This window comes from Bradyrhizobium sp. USDA 223, assembly GCF_044909005.1.
In the GTDB taxonomy this organism is placed as follows: domain Bacteria; phylum Pseudomonadota; class Alphaproteobacteria; order Rhizobiales; family Xanthobacteraceae; genus Bradyrhizobium; species Bradyrhizobium yuanmingense.
Map to the genome: position 1 here is coordinate 3193683 of NZ_JBIYDR010000001.1, position 17029 is coordinate 3210711.

Annotated in this window: 17 protein-coding genes; 5 read left to right on the top strand and 12 right to left on the bottom strand. The window is 64.4% G+C overall.

What is annotated here, in order from left to right:
• Positions 1-88: 88 nt before the first annotated feature.
• Positions 89-1714, top strand: coding sequence for a long-chain fatty acid--CoA ligase (locus ABIA40_RS14880; protein WP_404541754.1), 1626 nt, complete (start codon positions 89-91; stop codon positions 1712-1714).
• A gap of 27 nt (positions 1715-1741) precedes the next feature.
• Here ABIA40_RS14880 and ABIA40_RS14885 read toward each other — a convergent pair whose 3' ends face one another.
• The 5 genes from ABIA40_RS14885 to ABIA40_RS14905 all read right to left on the bottom strand — a co-directional run bounded on the left by ABIA40_RS14885 (position 1742) and on the right by ABIA40_RS14905 (position 6936).
• On the bottom strand, positions 1742-2650 hold the full coding sequence (locus ABIA40_RS14885) for an amino acid ABC transporter substrate-binding protein (protein WP_404541756.1): 909 nt from the start codon (positions 2648-2650) through the stop codon (positions 1742-1744).
• 136 nt (positions 2651-2786) lie between these two features.
• On the bottom strand, positions 2787-4220 hold the full coding sequence (locus tag ABIA40_RS14890) for an amidohydrolase family protein (protein ID WP_404541759.1): 1434 nt from the start codon (positions 4218-4220) through the stop codon (positions 2787-2789).
• Between the two features lie 16 nt (positions 4221-4236).
• Entirely contained in the window at positions 4237-5262 is a 1026-nt protein-coding gene (locus ABIA40_RS14895; RefSeq protein WP_275500122.1) for an ABC transporter substrate-binding protein, read from the bottom strand.
• Positions 5263-5302: 40 nt separating this feature from the next.
• Positions 5303-6079 (bottom strand): ABC transporter permease, encoded by a 777-nt coding sequence (locus tag ABIA40_RS14900; protein WP_157282278.1) that lies wholly within the window; start codon positions 6077-6079, stop codon positions 5303-5305.
• Positions 6079-6936 carry an ABC transporter ATP-binding protein gene (locus ABIA40_RS14905; RefSeq protein ID WP_271547185.1) on the bottom strand — a complete coding sequence of 286 codons (858 nt, stop codon included), beginning with the start codon at positions 6934-6936 and terminating at the stop codon, positions 6079-6081. The genes ABIA40_RS14900 and ABIA40_RS14905 overlap by 1 nt, the downstream gene beginning before the upstream one ends.
• Before the next feature lie 193 nt (positions 6937-7129).
• On the opposite strand from ABIA40_RS14905, the gene ABIA40_RS14910 reads away from it, so the two are divergent.
• Positions 7130-7888 carry a GntR family transcriptional regulator gene (locus ABIA40_RS14910; RefSeq protein ID WP_157282280.1) on the top strand — a complete coding sequence of 253 codons (759 nt, stop codon included), beginning with the start codon at positions 7130-7132 and terminating at the stop codon, positions 7886-7888.
• Here the strand turns inward: ABIA40_RS14910 and ABIA40_RS14915 are convergent.
• The gene (locus ABIA40_RS14915) at positions 7885-8301 is read right to left on the bottom strand and encodes a nuclear transport factor 2 family protein (protein ID WP_157282281.1); all 417 of its coding nucleotides are present in this window, start codon (positions 8299-8301) and stop codon (positions 7885-7887) included. The two genes, ABIA40_RS14910 and ABIA40_RS14915, sit on opposite strands and share 4 nt — an antisense overlap.
• Positions 8302-8451: 150 nt before the next feature.
• Between ABIA40_RS14915 and ABIA40_RS14920 the strand changes: the two genes are divergently transcribed.
• Both ABIA40_RS14920 and ABIA40_RS14925 read left to right on the top strand, forming a co-directional pair.
• Positions 8452-9687: an amidohydrolase family protein gene (locus tag ABIA40_RS14920; protein WP_271547186.1), complete on the top strand. Its 1236-nt coding sequence runs from the start codon at positions 8452-8454 to the stop codon at positions 9685-9687.
• 197 nt (positions 9688-9884) lie between these two features.
• Positions 9885-10208 (top strand): hypothetical protein, encoded by a 324-nt coding sequence (locus ABIA40_RS14925; RefSeq protein ID WP_271547187.1) that lies wholly within the window; start codon positions 9885-9887, stop codon positions 10206-10208.
• On the opposite strand, the gene ABIA40_RS14930 is transcribed toward ABIA40_RS14925, so the two are convergent.
• From ABIA40_RS14930 to ABIA40_RS14955, 6 genes are all read right to left on the bottom strand, one after another.
• Positions 10209-11132, bottom strand: a complete 924-nt coding sequence (locus tag ABIA40_RS14930) for a DUF1932 domain-containing protein (RefSeq protein ID WP_404541766.1) — start codon at positions 11130-11132, stop codon at positions 10209-10211.
• The gene (locus ABIA40_RS14935) at positions 11132-12010 is read right to left on the bottom strand and encodes a hypothetical protein (RefSeq protein WP_271547189.1); all 879 of its coding nucleotides are present in this window, start codon (positions 12008-12010) and stop codon (positions 11132-11134) included. Before ABIA40_RS14935 ends, ABIA40_RS14930 begins: the two co-directional genes overlap by 1 nt.
• Entirely contained in the window at positions 12007-12720 is a 714-nt protein-coding gene (locus ABIA40_RS14940) for a PIG-L deacetylase family protein (protein ID WP_271547190.1), read from the bottom strand. The genes ABIA40_RS14935 and ABIA40_RS14940 overlap by 4 nt, the downstream gene beginning before the upstream one ends.
• 74 nt (positions 12721-12794) lie before the next feature.
• Positions 12795-13679 (bottom strand): amidohydrolase, encoded by an 885-nt coding sequence (locus tag ABIA40_RS14945; protein WP_271547191.1) that lies wholly within the window; start codon positions 13677-13679, stop codon positions 12795-12797.
• A gap of 31 nt (positions 13680-13710) precedes the next feature.
• Positions 13711-14421 (bottom strand): TetR/AcrR family transcriptional regulator, encoded by a 711-nt coding sequence (locus tag ABIA40_RS14950; RefSeq protein WP_271547192.1) that lies wholly within the window; start codon positions 14419-14421, stop codon positions 13711-13713.
• 84 nt (positions 14422-14505) lie between these two features.
• On the bottom strand, positions 14506-15648 hold the full coding sequence (locus tag ABIA40_RS14955; protein ID WP_128262252.1) for a mechanosensitive ion channel family protein: 1143 nt from the start codon (positions 15646-15648) through the stop codon (positions 14506-14508).
• Between the two features lie 126 nt (positions 15649-15774).
• Here ABIA40_RS14955 and ABIA40_RS14960 point away from each other — a divergent pair, with 126 nt between their 5' ends.
• A complete protein-coding gene (locus tag ABIA40_RS14960; protein WP_271547193.1) occupies positions 15775-17025 on the top strand; it encodes a DUF763 domain-containing protein in 1251 nt (416 codons plus the stop codon).
• Positions 17026-17029 lie beyond the last annotated feature (4 nt).

A 17029-nucleotide genomic window follows, 5' to 3' on the forward strand; every position in this document is an offset into this window, starting at 1 on the left:
TGCGTGAACGCTGCGTGACGTTCCGCTAACCTCGAGCGCAAATCACGAGCCTACGCCATGCAACGACATGGCTATCCGGAGGGAGACCATGCAGGGATTGATGATGGACATGCCGCTGCTGATCAGCGGCCTGATCCAGTATGCGGCCGATTATCATGGCGAAGCCGAGATCGTCGCACGCGAGATCGAGGGCGACATCCATCGCTACACCTACTCAGACGCGCATCCGCGCATCAAGCGCATGGCGCTGGCGCTGAAGCGGCTCGGCATGAAGCAAGGCGATCGCGTCGGAACGCTGGCCTGGAATACACACCGGCATTTCGAGATGTTCTACGCCGCGCCGGGCATGGGCTACGTGCTGCACACGGTCAATCCCAGGCTGTTTCCCGAGCAGCTCGTCTACATCATCAATCATGCCGAGGACCGCCTGCTCTTCATCGACCGCGCCACGCTGACGATCGTGGAGGCGATTGCGCCGCAGCTGAAGACGATCGAGGCCTATGTCGTGATGTCCTCGCGCGAGCGGATGCCGGAGACGAAGCTCGCGAACGTGCATTGTTACGAAGAGCTTCTGGGACGCGAGAACGATGCCGGCTTCGCCTGGCCGGAGTTCGACGAGAAGGCCGCCTCGACGATCTGCTACACCTCGGGCACGACGGGCAATCCCAAGGGCGTGATCTACTCGCACCGCGCCGCGATCCTGCAGACCATGACCTGCTGCAATTTCGACTTCCTGCCGGGACATGTCGAAGGTGTGCGCGAGGTGATGATGCCGATGGCGCCGCTCTTCCACGGCAATGGCTGGAACATGCCGTTCACAGCGCCCTATACGGGATCGAAGCTCGTGCTGCCCGGCCGCAACTACGAGCCGGACAAGCTTTATGAATTGCTGGAAGGCGAGAAGGTGACACTGTCGGCGGGCGTGCCGAGCTTCTGGCTGATCCTGCTCGATTGGCTTGGGCGGACTGGCAACAGATTCTCGACCCTGCGCGCGACGTTGTCGTCGGGCTCGGCCCCGCCGCGCGCAATGGTCGAGAAGCTCAAACGCGAGTACAATGTCGATTACATCCAGGCCTGGGGCATGACCGAGGCGCTGGGCTGCTCGATGCCGGGCCTGCGGCCGGGCTCGGAGCATCTCAGCGAGAAGGAGAAATTCGACCGCCGCCAGGTCTCCGGCCGCGCCTGCTTCGGCACGCATTTGCGCATCGTCGACGACGCCGGCATTGAGCTGCCGCGCGACGGCAAGACGGTCGGCCATTTGCGCGCCCGCGGGCCCTGGGTTGCCTCCGGCTACATGAAGCTGGACGAAGGCCTCGACCGCGACGGCTGGCTGATCACCGGCGACATGGCCGTGATCGACCCACAAGGCCACGTCACGTTGACCGATCGTTCCAAGGACGTGATCAAGTCCGGGGGCGAGTGGATCTCCTCGATCCAGCTCGAGGACATCGCCCTGTCCCACCCCGACGTGCTGCAAGCGGCCGTCGTCGCGATCAGCCACGAGAAATGGCAGGAGCGCCCCCTGCTCCTCGTCGTCCGCAAGAAGGGAGCGACCGTCGACGGCAAGACGCTGCTCGAGCACATGCGTCCGAAGATCGCGAGCTGGTGGCTGCCGGACGCCGTCGAATTCCTCGACGAATTCCCGATGACCGGCACCGGCAAGGTGCTGAAATCGGCGCTGCGCGAACGATTCAGGGAGTACAGGGTCGCATAACGCCCGTCAGCGCCCGGCCGCCTCGCCTCAGTTCACCGCGTACACGTCAGGATCGGCGCTCGAGCTCGGTTTCTTGAAGGCGTTGCGCAAGGCGGATGACATCGGGACGTTGTAGTTGAGGCCGTTCGGCGGCGTCGGCGATTGCAGCCACTTCTTGTAGAGCACCTCGATCTCGGGGCTGGCATAAAGCTCCGCGGTGGCGCGATCGGCGAGCGCCTTGAACGGCGCATCCTCCCGCCGCAGCATGATGCCGTAGGGCTCAGGCTTGGAGAACGCTTCTTCGCTGATCATGTAAGCCTGCGGCTCCTTCGACCGCGCGATCGCCACCGCGAGCTGGACGTCGTCGAGCGCATAGGCCTGGGCGCGGTCGGTCTCCAGCAGCAGGAACGCCTCGGCCTGGTCCTTGGCCGGCATGATGTTGATGCCGAGATTGCGCTCGGTATTGACCTTGGCGAGCTGCGTCAGGTTCACAGATCCCGCGACCGCCGTGACCGCCTTGCCCTTGAGATCGTCGATGGTCTTGATGCTCGCCGCCTTCCTGGCCGCGAACCGCGTCGCGCTGAGGAAGTGCGTGTTGGTGAAGGCGACCTGCTTCTGGCGGTCGGCATTGTTGGTGGTCGCCGAGCAATGCAGGTCGAGCGTGCCGTTGACCATCAAGGGAATCCGGTTCGAGGACGTCACCGCGACAGTCTCGACCGAAATGTCTGATATGCCGAGTTGCTTCTTCACGGCTTCGACGATACGGAGGCAGATGTCCATGGCAAAGCCGACCGGCTTCTGGTTGCCGTCGAGATAGCTGAACGGGACGGAGGCCTCCTGATAGCCCAGCGTGATCTTCTTGGTCTCCTTGACCTTCTGGAGCGTGCCCGTGAGGTCTTCGGCCGAAGCTGCGCCGGCAAGACATGTCAGGGCCAGGAGAATGGTCGGTAGGCGCATCAGAGGCTCCTCGAAGGGGATTGGTGTCGAACTATCGAGGAGCTGATAGCCTAGAGGTTGGTCATGCGCCAGACCAGGCTGCGTCTACCAGCCATCGCTGTTTGATATACATTCCGTCGCGGCGCCCATCGGCGCGTCACTCGCAGGTCAGCTGCTGCTCGAACCAGCCGCTCAGCCGATCCGACAGGGACGGCCACATCCGCCGGAAGCTGTCGAGCTTGCCGACATTGGCGCGATACATCGCCCGCAATTCCCGCTCGACGGCCGGCAGGTCGACGCTCGCGCAGACCCCGTCCCGCGCGATCGTCCTGCCGGCGACGACCACCTCCTTCACCAGGGAGGCGTTGCCACGCGCAAACAGCAGCGCCATGGGATCGACCGGCATGATCTGGTCCCGATCCAGCCGATCGAGATCGATCACGACGTAGTCGGCCGGATTGCCCGCCGCGAGCTCACCATTCCCGGGCGCCCCGGTCGCATGGCGTCCGTTGCGGATGGCGAGCGCAAACATCTCGGCGGGCGTCCATGTCGCCTTGAAGCCGAGGCCGCCATGGACCATCTGCACCAGCCGCATCTCGCGCAAAATGTCGTCATCCTCGTCCAGCGCCAGGCCGTCGACGCCCACAGTGATGGCGCAGCCGCATCTGTGCGCGGCGGCGATCGGGGCGAGGCCCGAGCGCAAATGCATGTTCGAGCTGAAATTGGTAACGATGCGCGCGCCGGAGGCGGCGATCATCTCGAGCTCATCCGGACGGGCGTGAATGCAATGCGCCAGCGTCAGCCGCTCGGAGAGGAAGCCGACATCGCGAAGCCAGCGCACCATGTCCGGAAAGTGCTGGTCGGCCCAGGCGCGCTGGTACACTGTTTCCAGCAGATGCATGTGAATGCGGCGACCGGTCCGCGCGGAGTTCTCCGCGACGGCCTTCAGCAGCGGCTTCGAGCACCATTGCACACCGGCCGGCCCGAGCTGCACGTCGACCATCGGTCCGGCGGTGGCTGCGGCAATTGCGTCGGTGAGCTCGATATAAGCCTTCGGCGACAGCGGCGCGCGAACGAAGAGATCCTCGATGGTCTTGCGATCGTCCCCGGCAAGCCCAGAAAGCAATGGCTCGGCATCACCGTAGACGATGGGATTCTGATCGCGCACCGCCATTGCAAACGCCATGCGAATCCCGACGTCGGATGCGGCTTTCGCGATGGCCTTGGCCTCATCGAGCAGCGGCATCGTCCCGCTCGGACGCGTGTAATGGACCATCATCGCCGCGCAGCCTGCCTTGGCGGAACGGGCCAATGCCGAGACGGCTGTCAGATAGGGATCGATCGGCGAGCCCAGTGCGGTTCGCAAAATCCAGCTTTCCAGGGGCATGCCGACCGCACCGAAGGACGACGCCGTGGCACGGGCATGATCATGGGCGTTGACGAAGGCGGGGATGACGAAGGAGCGAGGCGCCGGCCCCGCTCCTTCCGAGATTTCGGTGATGACGCCCTCGTCGTGCCGCAGCACGACGTTCTCGCTGACGCCACGGTCAGGGCCACGGAACAGGCTGGTTGCCGAGATCTCCGTGGCCATGGCTGTTCCTCCAAGTTCAGTTGGCAGTGTACACCAGCTCCCGCTCCCCGCGCGGCGGCAGGAATTCGCGCGAGAACACCTCCGCCGGCGTCGGCGCACGGGCGAGCTGATAGCCCTCGACCACGATGCCGATCGCGCGCGTCATCCGGTCGTCCTTGATGTCGCCGATGCCGATCTCCTTCATCTCCGGCGAGACGATCAGCTTCTCGAAGGAATATTGCAGCCGGCGCTTCTCCACCTCGGCGTTAATGAGGTTGTCGTAGTTCAGTGCCGCCTTCATGCCGGCATTCTGGTCCTTGGCGATCGCGATCGCACCCTTGTTGATGGCGCGCACCAGGCCCGCGACGGCCTTCGGATTCGAGGCGATCAGCTTGCGGGAGACCATCACGCCGTTGGAGTAGAGATCGAGGCCATATTCACCGAACGAAAACCATTTGAAGTCCTTGTCCGGATCCTGGCGGTTGAGCACCAGATTGAAATAGCTGGTGATGTTGAAGACGAGGGCCGCATCGATGTCGCCCTTGATCAGCATCGGCTCCTGCAGGTTCGGCGCCATGTTGGAGATCTTGATCTTCTCGCCGTCGAGCCCGTTCTTGCGGGTGAACACCGGCAACAAGCGCGTCGTCGGCGTGCCCTGCGCACCGCCGAGCGTGCGGCCCTCGAAATCCTTGATGGTGTTGATGCCGCTGCTCTTCTTGGCGACGATGGCGAACGGCGGCTGGTTCCACATCATGTAGACCATGACGGGCGCCTCCTGCGGCTTGGTCGAGGCGTTCTGGATGATGGCGTTGACGTCGCCGAAGCCGGCGTCATAGGCGCCGGACATCACACGCGTGACGGTGGCGCCGGAGCCCTCGCCCTGATCGATGACGACGTTGAGGCCTTCCTCCTTGAAGAAGCCGTTGTCCTTGGCATAGAAGAAGGCAGCGTCGCTGCCCTGGGTTTTCCAGCCCAGTGTGAACTTGATCGTGGTCTCCTGGGCGATTGCGGCCCCCGTGGACAGGGCCAATGCCAACAGCGCGGCAGTTACGTTTCTCAACATCGAGACCTCCTCAAGCTTCGTTGCGTGACGGTTGGAAAAATCAGGTGGCGATCACGTCGTTCTTGCGCGTGGCCCAGCCGGTGACCTGCCCTTCGATCAGCGAGAACACGACGTAGAGCGCGACACCGAGCCCGGCGAGCACGAACAAGCCGGCGAACACCAGCGGCACGTTAAAATTGGAGGACGCGGTCATCATGACGTTGCCGATGCCGCGGTTGGAGGCGACCGTCTCAGACAGCACCGCGCCGACGAAGGCGTAGGAGATCGCAACCTTCAGCGAAGCAAAGAAGAACGGCATGGTGCGCGGCAGACCAACATTCCAGAGGATGTCGAGCTTGCTGGCGCCGAGCGCCTTCAAGACGTCCTCAAGCTCGGGCTCGGTGGTAGCAAGGCCGGTCGCGATGTTGACCACGATCGGGAAGAAGCAGATCGACAGCGCAGTCAGCACCGCCGGCACCGTGCCGGAGCCGAACCACAGCACGAAGATCGGCACCACCGCGACCTTGGGGATCGAGGAGAAGCCGATCAGCAGCGGATAGCAGGTGTCGTAGGCCGTCTTCGACACGCCGATGATCGCGCCGAGGGCGACGCCGAGCGCGACGCCAAGCACGAAGCCGAGCATGGTGGTGGCCAGCGTCTGCACGATATGCGGCCACAGTACCGGGAAGCGCTGGACCAGCGTCACGAACACCTGCGAGGGTCGCGGCAGCACCAGGTCGGACATGCCGGACATTAGGCAGAACAGCTCCCAGGCGACGAAGAACAGCACGATCAGCCCCGCCGACCATGCTTTCTGCCTGACATCGATCCCGAACATCAGCCTGCCCCCTGATCAGCGGCGCTGCGCGCATCCTCGATGAAGGCGCGCAGCTTCTGGTTCAGCGCGACGAAATCCGGCTCGAACGTCATCGCGACCGTGCGCGGCCGCGCGAATTCGACGCGGCTGTCGTCGAGGATGCGGCCGGGGCGCGCGCTCATCACGCAGATGCGGCTGGCAAGGAAGCCCGCCTCGCGCAGATCGTGCGTCACCAGCAGCACGGTCGGCTTGTGCGTCATCCAGAGATTCTGGAGGATCGCCCATAGCTCCTCGCGGGTGAACTGGTCGAGGGCGCCAAAGGGCTCGTCGAGCAGCAGCATGCGCGGCTCGTGGATCAGCGCGCGGCAGAGATTGGCGCGCTGGAGCATGCCGCCGGAGAGCTGCCAGGGATAGCGATTGCCGAAGCCCTTGAGGCCGACCTGCTCCAGCAGGGCATTAGCCTTGTCGCGGAATTCGGTCTTGCGCAGCTTGCGGAACTTCGAGCGGAACGGCTCGACGATCTTCAGCGGCAGCATGATGTTCCGCTCGATCGTCATCCACGGCAGCATGGTCGGGTTCTGAAAGGCCATGCCGACCCGCATCGCCCGCGCCGCCACTTCGCGGCCGCCGACGATGACGACGCCGCTGGTCGGCTGCACCAGGCCGCTGACCAGCCGCAAAATGGTCGATTTGCCGCATCCGGATGGGCCGACCAATGCGACAAACTCGCCGTCGGCGATCTTGAGCGTGGTCTTCGACAAAGCAGGCACGGCGCGGTCGCCGCGCCCGAAGGTGACCGAGGCCTCGGACAGCTCGATGGCGGGCGTGGCCGAGCCTTCGGGAACGGGCTGGCCGTCGAATTGGGCGTTGGGTTGCATGCGCATCACAGGAAAAGTGCATGCAAGCTGGATGCCAGCGATCGAGCCCCGCGAAATCAATGGCCTAGCCGAAATCCGCGCCAAATCGCCGGATTCGATTTAGGCAGTCCGGAGGCCAAACTGCATGCAATTGGAGCGCTGAATCGACGCGAGCCTGTGCTAAAGAGAGATGTCACTCCCATGGGATTCGCCGATGGCGGCGCGCGCCAGTAGCAAGACTTCTGAATCGTCGGACAAGGTCAGCGTGATCTGCCGCGCGCTCCGGCGCGCCATCATCGAACAGGCGCTGGAGCCAGGCGCCAAGCTGCCGGAGGATGCGCTCGGCGAACGTTTCGGCGTCAGCCGCACCATCGCCCGCCATGCACTGGGCCAACTCGCCGCCGAAGGCCTAGTCGAGCTCCGCCGCAACCGGATCGCCGTAGTGGCGACGCCGAGCTGGCAGGAGGCGCGCGATGCCTTCGACATTCGCATCGAGCTCGAACGCCTCGTCGTGCGCCAGCTCGCGGGCAAGCTGACCAAGGCGCAGATCGCCGAGCTGAACGCCCATGTCGATGCCGAAGATCGCGCCCGCGACGGCACGGATGCGGTGTCGATCCGCCTCGCGACCGAATTCCACATCCTGCTCGCGCACATGACGAACAGCCCAATCCTGGTGCGCTATGTCAGCGAGGTCGCCTATCGCTGCTGCCTGACGCTGTCGCTTTACAGCCGGCCGCATTCCACCGAATGCGCCATCAACGAGCACCGCGCCATCATCGCAGCGCTGGCCAAGGGCGATGCGGCCAAGGTGATGGAATTGATGCATCATCACCTGGATTCGGTGGCCAATCGTGCGCTGGTCGCTCCCACTCCGCAGCGCGGCCGCGATCTGCTCGACATCCTCGCACCCTATGCGGACGAGGTGACGAGCAATCGGGTGATCAAGCTGCCGAAGCTGGCTCGACGGAGTTAGGCCTCGATGCCGCGCTGAACGAGAATGCGCTCGGCGCTATCGTTCCAGACGTCCATCTTCACGATCTGCCCGTCCCTCACGACAAAGCGATCGACATAGCGGTTGCCCTCGAACGGCGTGCCGTCCATCCACTCGCCATAGAGCGTGCCGACGCTGTAGACGACGGTCTCGTCCGCGCCCGGGCAGACGTCGAACCGGTCCATCTTCTTCTTGACCCAGCGATAGCGCTTCGCGTTGAAGCCGGTCGGCCCGCGCGGATGGTCGAACGCGCGCCCACCGGTGAACGTGATCACCGTGCCAGGCTTCATATAGGCCGCAGCGGCATCGGGATCCGGTATCATCGAAGCGGTGAGATAGGCTTCGACAATCTCGGCGTCGGTCATCGGGCTTTCGGCTTTTGCGGGAATAGACATCGCGGGATTCTCTTGGGACGTCGCTATTTTACAATCTGGGCCTCAAAGTGCATGCACATTTTTTAGACAATACGGCCTCAGCACTGCACACAATCTGGAGCTGCCCCCTCCCGCGGCTTCGGCTAGGCTGCTGCAGCTGAATCCAACGCCATGACCACCCAAGCCGCCTTCGACCTGGTCTTCCGCAACGCGCTGTTGCGCTCTTCCGCCGCACCCGTCGATATCGGCGTGAAGGACGGCCGCATAGCCGCGATCGCGCCGAAGTTGGCGTGCGAGGCCGCCGAGATCGAGGTCGGCGGCCTCCTCGCCCTCCCCGGCTTCGTCGACACCCACATCCATCTCGACAAGGCCTGCCTGCTCGGCCGCTGCGGCCACGATCACGGCAGCGTCTCGGAGGCGATCCGCGCCGTCGCCGCGATGAAGAAGGATTTCACGATCGAGGACGTCTACGCGCGCGGCGCCAGAGTGCTCGAACGCGCCATCGTCAACGGCACGACGCGCATGCGCACGCATGTCGAGATCGACCCTCGCATCGGCCTTCGCGGCTTCGAGGCGGTCAAGGCGCTGAAGCGCGATTACGCCTGGGCGATCGATCTCGAGCTCTGCGTCTTCCCGCAGGAAGGCCTCACCAATGATCCCGGAGCCGAGGAGCTGCTGGCCCAGGCGCTGCGCGAAGGCGGCGAGGTCATTGGCGGTTGTCCCTACATGGACACCGACCCGAACGCCCATCTCGCGCGCATCTTCGATCTCGCTGAGGAATTCGACATCGACGTCGATCTCCATCTCGATTTCGACCTCGATCCCTCCTGGTGGCATATCGACGAGGTCTGTCGCCAGACCGAGCAGCGCAGCTACAGCGGACGCGTCGCGATCGGCCATGCCACGAAACTGTCGGCCTTGCCCCCCGAACGGATGAAGGCGGCCACTGCGCAACTGGCAAGGTCAGGCGTTGCGGTCACCGTCCTGCCCGCGACCGATCTCTATCTGATGGGGCGCGAGGCCACGCACAACGCGCCGCGCGGGCTGACCCTCGCCCACAAGCTTGCCGGCGACGGCGTGCTCTGCTCGGTCGCGACCAACAACGTGCTCAATCCCTTCACGCCGTTCGGCGATGCCTCGCTGCTGCGGATGGCGAACTTCTATGCGAACGTCGCGCACGCCTCGGTCAGCGACTTCGACACCTGCCTGGACCTCGTGACCGGGCTGCCGGCCCGGCTGATGAACCTCGCCGACTACGGCATCGAGGTCGGCAATCCCGCCGATCTGATCGTGGTCGATACCAAGGACAGCCGATTCGCCATCGCCGAGCTGCCTGACGTCCTGATGGGCTTCAAGCGCGGCCAGCAGACATTTGCACGGCCGCGGCCGACCCTGTTCAAGAGCTGAGCGCGTTTCGCGGCCGATATTTCGGGCATCGCGCGCACGACCTGATCGGGCCGCGGGGCCACGGCAGTTCGATTTTACCGCCGGTCCGCGCCGACCCGAGTTCGGTAGAATCCCGGACCGTAGCTCAACGCATTGCGAGGCAGGCCGCGCCGTCGTAACTAGAACGTGCACTGACAATCTGCGTTCAGTGGGGAAGTATGAGTCTGTTCAGCGCATTCAGCAGCATCGATGATTCCGTCCACGCCCGAACGCCGACCGATACGGCGGTGAATCGGCTGGACGGCATCGGCCACGTTCTCTCGGGCCTCGACATCTCGGCCATCCAGACGCAGGCCGACGTGAACCGTACGCTCTGGACGCTCGATGCCGCTAGCAAGTGCGTTCGCGCCGTGCTGGCGGAGTTCCGCACCCAGCCGGCCACCGAGCAGCTCGTCCGTAAAGCCCGCAATCTGATCGACCTCATCGAACGCGCGCGTGACCAGGTCGGGAGCTTCGAATCCCGCGACCCGGTCCTGAGCTGACTATTTCGTCCGATTGATCTTCGCCAGGATCCGGTCCGCCTCGGTGCGCCAGTCCGCACTGCGGGCGAACTCCCCGCTGCCTCTCAACCCGAACTGCCCCTCATCGGCGAGATCGGCCATCCAGGCCTGCCGCTCGGCCGTGCCTTGCGCCGACCACGGCGTCAGGCCCGCCTCGCGCACGGTCTCGGCGACCTCCCGCACCTCTTCCGCCCGGCGGCGGCCGTGCTCGATCACGCGCTGGAAGCAATAGGCGCCCAGCTCCTCCCAATCGATGCCGGGGAACGTTTCCGCAAGCGACGCCAGCACCGCATCCTCGACGCCATAGGCACGCGCCGTCGTGAAGCTCTCGATGACCATGGCCTCAAGGCCCTTGATCATGATGCTGCGGCACATTTTGACGGCCGAGGACACGCCAAGCTTGTCACTGGCAACCTTGGCCGCGAAACCGATCGTATTCAGAAGCGGCTCGAGCTCCCTCGCGCCGGGTCCGCCGAGCAGCAAAGGCACCTTGATGCGATAAGGCGGCACCGAGGTCATCACCGCGCCCTCGACATAGCGCCCGGCGGCACCATCGATCAGCGCCGCCGCGCGCTGCTTGGCACCAGGAGAGGCCGAGTTGAAATCGAGAAACCAGGTGCCCTGATTGATCGCTGCCGCACAGGCCTTTGCGACCGGCACGGCCTGGCTCGCCGTGACGGCGGAGATGATGAAGTCGGACTTCGCGGCCAGCTCGGCGTGAGAAGTTGCAAGAGCGACACCGAATTTCGCCGCATGCCCTTGCAGCAACGCGCCCTGCTCGCCTCCGAGCTTGATGTCGTAGGCTGAGACCTTGATGTCCTGCTGGCGCAAATCCTCGGCCAAAATCCTGCCGACCTCGCCATAGCCGACCAACCCGATCTGCCAGCGCCTGGGATCACCTGCCATCAGTTCAGTCCTCGTGTCGTCTCGTCAAAGAGCTCATCGACCGAATAGCGGCGAGGGATCAGCGCCTGCTGGAATGCGTAGTCGATGATCAGCTCGAGCGGTTTTCTGTTGGCCTCGATCCCGTACGGAACGAGGTCCGGCGTTGCCGTCGGTCCCGTCTGCGCCTTGTTCCGCTTGAGCAGATCATAGACGCCGGCGACCACGTCGGGGCGCGATTTCGCCAGGCTCTCGGTCACGACCACGAGATGGTTGACCGGCACGACGCCGCGCCGCGAATACCATCGGGCGGCCTCCGCGGCCGGATCGGGAAACAGCGGCTTCAGCTTGGGATCATCGGAGGTTTCGCCGAGGACAGCATCGAGCTCGCCGTCGAGCAGCATCTGCAGGATCTTCTTGTCCTTCGGCGCGCGCTCGGTGGTGTCGACATATTCGGCCACATGCGGATTCTCGAAGGTGATCCAGCGAATCCTGTCGAGATCGACGCCGTAATCGTTGGCGAGGATACCCCTGATCCAAGCGCCCGTCGTGGTCGTGAAGGAGCGGATACCGACCCGCTTGCCTTCGAGATCGGTGGGCCCGAGCGTCCCATGCGCGGGATTATAGAGAGCGTAGGAATGCTGGAAGCGGCCGAGCATGGTCGCCGGCATCAGCACCAGCGGCTTGCCGTGCGCTTTCGCCATCAAATAGGTGACGATCGCCATCTCGCAGACGTCAAAGGCCTGCTCGCGCACCATCGGCTTGAACGCCGTGTTGGTCGGCGTGTATTCGATGAAATCGAGATCGAACAGGTCGGAACGGAGCGCCCCGCTCTTCACCGCCTGCACATGGTGGTGACTGCCGAGTACGACCTTCAGCTTGATGTTGCGGACCGGCTTCATGCCAGCTCGTCCGCAACCGTCGGAAACAGGCGCTGATAGGCCTCGCCATAGGTCATGGCAACGCCGGTGTTGCGGCTGCCCTGGATGCCGCGGTTGAGCGCGACGCGCTCGTAATAGCCCCAGAGATGCTTTTGCGCAGCGAGGATCTGGAACGCCTCGTATTTCTCCTTCCAGACCTCGTCGATCTTGAGGATCGTGTCCGGCTTGTAATTGCACTGCTCGGGCTGGTGCGGCTCGAACAGGAACACCGGCGGCGCCGAATATTTGTACTGCGCGCCGGGCTTGTGGCCCATGGCCTGCGCGACCACACGCGTCTCCTGCGCGAAATGCGCCGCGTTCGGATGGTCGAAATTATAGGGGTCTTCCAGCGCATGCGTCAGCACGAAGCTCGGATTTAGCTCGCGGTAGATGTCGACCATGCGGTCGAAATGCGCGTCGGTGAGCTTCAGCGGATAGTCACCGCAATCGAAGAACTCGATCTCGGCACCGAGCAGCTTGGCCGCCCGTTCCGCCTCGTCCTTGCGGCCGGCCTTGACCGATTCCAGCGTCGCGCCCTGCTCCTTCCAGGCGAACTGGCTCTCGCCGCGCTCGCCGAAGGACAGGCACACGATCTTCATCCGATAGCCCTTCTTCGCATGCAGTGCGATGGCGCCGCCGGCGCGCCAGACGAAATCGCCGGGATGGGCGGTGACGACGAGACCTGTTTTCATGGGCTACTCCTTTTCGTTCGTATGCATGCGTCCACAGCGCATGTCCGCGCAGCGTGCCGGGCGCGATGACGTCGTCACGCCTCGAACCCCAACAGGCGCGCGGGATTGTCGACCAAAATCTTCGTCTGCACCTCCGGCTCCGGCGCGAACAGCGGAATCAGATCGACGAGATCGCCGTCGTTCGGCATCACCTTGACGTTGGGATGCGGCCAGTCTGTGCCCCAGATGACACGATCCGGCGCGGTCTCGACGATCTTTCGCGCGAACGGCACCGCATCGGTGAACGGCGGACCGATAGAGGACACCCGCTCCGGGCCGCAGATTTTCACCCAGCACTTCTCGTCGCGCTGCATCAGCTCGATCAGTATCTTGAACGGCAGCTGGTCTAGCCCATCGGCCGCCTTCACCCGACCCATATGGTCGATGGTGTAAGTCAGCGGCAGCCTTGTGAGCATGTCGGCATATTCGGGCAGATCGATCGCATCGAAATGCAGGTCGACGTGCCAGCCGAGCGGTGCGACCATCGCGACGATGCGGTCGAACACGCGCTTGTCGGGTACGCCGCCGAGATGGCGGACGAAATTGAAGCGGCAGCCGCGAAAGCCGCCCTCGTGCAGGACGCGCAGGTCGCGCTCGGTGATGGCGCCATCGATATTGGCGACGGCCCGGTAGGCGCCATTGCTCTCAGCGATCGCATCGAGCGCCACCCTGTTGTCGGTGCCGTGCACGCTGGCATTGACAATGACGGCGCGCTCCACGCCGAGCTTGGCATGCAGGAAGCGAAAATCCTCCAGCGGTGCATCCGGCGGCGTGTAGGAGCGATCCGGCGCGTAAGGGTATTTCGCGCCGGGCCCGAAGATGTGGCAATGCGCGTCACACGACAGCTGCGGCAGCCTGAACTTCGGCGTGCGCGTGTTCGGGTCGGGCGGTGGGATGGTCGGCGTGTACATCATCGTCATGAGGTGAACCGCCGAAGCGAGATTTCTTGCTTCACGCCTTGCCGGCGACGACCGGCCGCCGCCGCGCCGGCGCGGCCTCATCCAGCGCCGGCGCCTGGAAGGCCGCGACGGTGGCCTGCACCAACTGCTCGATGGCGCAAGCGGCATCGCTGCCGTCGGCCTCGCCGCGCGACAGGCGCGACACGCGCTCCGGCGTCACCAGCGAATAATAGAGCGCGCCGAGCAGGAAATGGCTGCGCCAGACGATGTCCGTGCGCGGAATGTGCGGCAGGCTCTCGTGCACCGCGTCGATGAAGGCATGGCTGGTGTCGTCGAAGGTCTGCGCGATGATCTTTCGCGCGACCTCGTTGCCTTCCGCTGACATCACCGCGCGCAGCCGCGTGAAACGCGCCCCGCCACCGGCGAGATCGCTGCCCGAGGTGAAGGCCGGCACCACATAGGCGCGAACGATCGCCTCCAGCCGGTCCTGGAGATCGCGCACGCGCTTTGCGGCCGCGAGCAGCTCGGAACGGCGCAGATTCATCGGCCCGCAATGACGCCGGTAGATCTCCAGCAGCAAACCGTCCTTGGTCTTGAAATGATAGGTCACGCTGCCCGGATTTGCCCCGGCAGCTTGCGCAATGTCGCGCACCGATACGGCATTGAAGCCGTTGGTGGAGAACAGCTCCTCCGCGGCGGCGAGGATCGCCTCGCGCATGTTCGGCTTGCGGGCCGCTTCCTTGCTGGTGGGCTTGCGTACCATGAGATTTGTACTATCGTACAAAAGATCAGGTCTCGTCAACAAGAACGTGGTCATAGCGGGACGGCGCAGGCGCGTAAGCGCCGTTCAGTGACTGGCGCTCGCCCGCATCTTCTCCGGCGGTGCGGGACGCAGTCCGAGATCGCCCTCTCCGTCTCCCGACGGGATCAGGATGGCGCGGTCGCGCGGCAGCGCCTCCGGCATCTCGTCGCGGATGAAGGCGATGAGCTTCTCCCTGATCTCGCAGCGCAGGTCCCACGACTGCGGTGCGTTCCTGGCACTGACCAGCGCCCGAAGCTCGATGGTGCGCGAATCGGCATCGATCACCTGGAGATTCACCACCTCCCCGTCCCACAGCTTCGACTGCTTCACCGCCTCCTCCAGCCAGCGTCGGATGCGCGGGACGTCGGCGCGGTAGTCGACATGCAGCGCGACGACGCCGATGAGGGATGCGGTGTCGCGCGTCCAGTTCTGGAACGGCTTTTCGATGAAGTAGGACAGCGGCACCACCATGCGGCGCCAATCCCACAGCCGGATCACGACATAGGTCGAGGCGATGTCCTCGATCCAGCCCCATTCGTTTTCGATGATCACCGCATCCTCGATGCGGATCGGCTGGGTGATCGCGATCTGCAGGCCGGCGATCAGATTGCTCAGCAGCGGGCGCGCGGCAAGGCCGACGATGATGCCGGCAGCACCTGCGGAGGCGAATAGGCTGACTCCGTATTGCTTCACGGAGTCGAACGTCATCAGCGCGGCGGAGACCGTGATGATGACGATGATGGTGTCGGTGACGCGCTTGAACACGCGCACCTGCGTGACGTGCTTGCGCGCGACGAAATTTTCGGTGACATCGCGAAAATTCTGCAAGTAGCGCGCCGCGCTCATGTCGACGATCCGGATCGAGATCCAGCCGATCAGCGCGATAAAGGCCACGACGAACAGCCGCGTCAGGGGGGTGCGGATCGTATCGTCGAGCGGCGCCAGCGGCAGCACCATTGCGACGGCGGCAAGGCAAAGCGCCATTTGCGCGGGGCCCGAGGTGCGCTCGATGAACACGCTCAAGAGCGGAAGCCGCGTTCCGAAAGCGCGGTTGAGCAGCCATGTGGCGACCCGGTAGGCGAGCAGGGCAAGAAGGATCGCGCCGGCAACCAGGGTGAGGCCGATGAACCATGACGGTATCCAGCCGAACATCCTGTCGATATCGGCCGTCAGAGCCTGCCAATCCATGGATCATCCCCATCATTGCATTCACGCAACCCGCACAACGCATCCCGGCCGGCTTCGCTCCCCCGCCCCGTGCAATGCAGCATCCCGCAGGTGCAACCGTCGCTGAGCTGCGCTAGGCTTGTCGCCATGACTCGACGAACCGGCAGCGCCGATCTTCCTCTTCATACCGGGCGGGTTCCGCCCTGGCTGGCAAGTCGCATGTCCTCGCTCGGGGCGATCGTCACCCAGGCGATCGTGCATCATTACGGCCGCGACGCGTTTCTGCAGCGCTTGTCGCATCCATTCTGGTTCCAGTCGTTTGGCGCCGTGATGGGAATGGACTGGCACTCCTCCGGCATCACCACCTCGGTGATCGGCGCGCTGAAGCGCGGGCTCGGACCGCTCCAGGACGAGCTCGGGATCTACGTCTGTGGCGGTCGCGGTCAGCATTCGCGCAAGACGCCGGACGAGCTGTTGCAGCTCGGCGACCGCGTCGGATTCGACGGCGTCAAGCTGACCAGGGCCAGCCGTCTGGTCGCCAAGGTCGACAGCGCCGCGGTCCAGGACGGCTTTGACCTTTACCTGCACGGCTTCTTCGTCACCACTGACGGCAAATGGACGGTGGTGCAGCAGGGCATGAACGGCGACAAGCGGCAGGCGCGGCGCTATCACTGGCACTCCGAGGCGCTGAAAAGCTTTGTCGATACGCCGCACAGCGCAATCGACGGGCCGCAGCAGGGGGAGATCGTCAATCTCACCGATCATCGCGCCGATCTGTCTCGGACGGCACAGCTCGAGCTGCTCTCCGACCTCGGCCCGGATCGCATCGTCTCCGAATTCGAGCGGCTCACGGGGACCTCGTCCACGCCGGCGCAAGGCATGCTGCCGCATCTGATCATGCCTGCGCATCATGATGTGCGGCCCAAGGACGTGTTCGCGCGCCGCTTGCACGGTACGCTCGCCGCTGCAGCCGAACGCGGCCCGGTGGATTTTCCGGAGCTGCTGCTGACGCCGGGCGTCGGCGCGCGCACGGTGCGCTCGCTGGCGATGGTCGCCGAGGTCGTGCACGGCGCGCCCTATCGCTTCACCGACCCCGCCCGTTTCTCGCTCGCCCATGGCGGCAAGGACCGGCATCCCTACCCCGTTCCGATCAAGGTCTATGACGAGACCATCCGGGTGCTGAAGGGCGCGATCCGAAGCGCGAAGCTCGGACGCGACGAGGAGATGCAGGCGATCAAGCGCCTCGACGACCAGGCACGGCGGTTGGAGCGGACCGCGCGCGGCCCCTCAGTCGATGCTTTCATCGCCGGCGAACGTGCAGCCTCGCCGGAGCTCGACGGCCGTTCGGTGTTCGGCTGGGAGCGTGACCTTGCGCCCACAAAAAAGCGGACCGGCTGAACAC

What these genes read in the sequence shown, in the direction of transcription:
- ABIA40_RS14910 (WP_157282280.1), top strand. Translation starts at nt 7,130, where the DNA reads ATGGCGGCGCGCGCCAGTAGCAAGACTTCTGAATCGTCGGACAAGGTC.
- ABIA40_RS14880 (WP_404541754.1), top strand. Translation starts at nt 89, where the DNA reads ATGCAGGGATTGATGATGGACATGCCGCTGCTGATCAGCGGCCTGATC.
- ABIA40_RS14905 (WP_271547185.1), bottom strand. Translation starts at nt 6,936, where the DNA reads ATGCAACCCAACGCCCAATTCGACGGCCAGCCCGTTCCCGAAGGCTCG.
- ABIA40_RS14900 (WP_157282278.1), bottom strand. Translation starts at nt 6,079, where the DNA reads ATGTTCGGGATCGATGTCAGGCAGAAAGCATGGTCGGCGGGGCTGATC.
- ABIA40_RS14915 (WP_157282281.1), bottom strand. Translation starts at nt 8,301, where the DNA reads ATGTCTATTCCCGCAAAAGCCGAAAGCCCGATGACCGACGCCGAGATT.
- ABIA40_RS14960 (WP_271547193.1), top strand. Translation starts at nt 15,775, where the DNA reads ATGACTCGACGAACCGGCAGCGCCGATCTTCCTCTTCATACCGGGCGG.
- ABIA40_RS14885 (WP_404541756.1), bottom strand. Translation starts at nt 2,650, where the DNA reads ATGCGCCTACCGACCATTCTCCTGGCCCTGACATGTCTTGCCGGCGCA.
- ABIA40_RS14940 (WP_271547190.1), bottom strand. Translation starts at nt 12,720, where the DNA reads ATGAAAACAGGTCTCGTCGTCACCGCCCATCCCGGCGATTTCGTCTGG.
- ABIA40_RS14935 (WP_271547189.1), bottom strand. Translation starts at nt 12,010, where the DNA reads ATGAAGCCGGTCCGCAACATCAAGCTGAAGGTCGTACTCGGCAGTCAC.
- ABIA40_RS14890 (WP_404541759.1), bottom strand. Translation starts at nt 4,220, where the DNA reads ATGGCCACGGAGATCTCGGCAACCAGCCTGTTCCGTGGCCCTGACCGT.
- ABIA40_RS14895 (WP_275500122.1), bottom strand. Translation starts at nt 5,262, where the DNA reads ATGTTGAGAAACGTAACTGCCGCGCTGTTGGCATTGGCCCTGTCCACG.
- ABIA40_RS14920 (WP_271547186.1), top strand. Translation starts at nt 8,452, where the DNA reads ATGACCACCCAAGCCGCCTTCGACCTGGTCTTCCGCAACGCGCTGTTG.
- ABIA40_RS14950 (WP_271547192.1), bottom strand. Translation starts at nt 14,421, where the DNA reads ATGGTACGCAAGCCCACCAGCAAGGAAGCGGCCCGCAAGCCGAACATG.
- ABIA40_RS14955 (WP_128262252.1), bottom strand. Translation starts at nt 15,648, where the DNA reads ATGGATTGGCAGGCTCTGACGGCCGATATCGACAGGATGTTCGGCTGG.
- ABIA40_RS14945 (WP_271547191.1), bottom strand. Translation starts at nt 13,679, where the DNA reads ATGACGATGATGTACACGCCGACCATCCCACCGCCCGACCCGAACACG.
- ABIA40_RS14930 (WP_404541766.1), bottom strand. Translation starts at nt 11,132, where the DNA reads ATGGCAGGTGATCCCAGGCGCTGGCAGATCGGGTTGGTCGGCTATGGC.
- ABIA40_RS14925 (WP_271547187.1), top strand. Translation starts at nt 9,885, where the DNA reads ATGAGTCTGTTCAGCGCATTCAGCAGCATCGATGATTCCGTCCACGCC.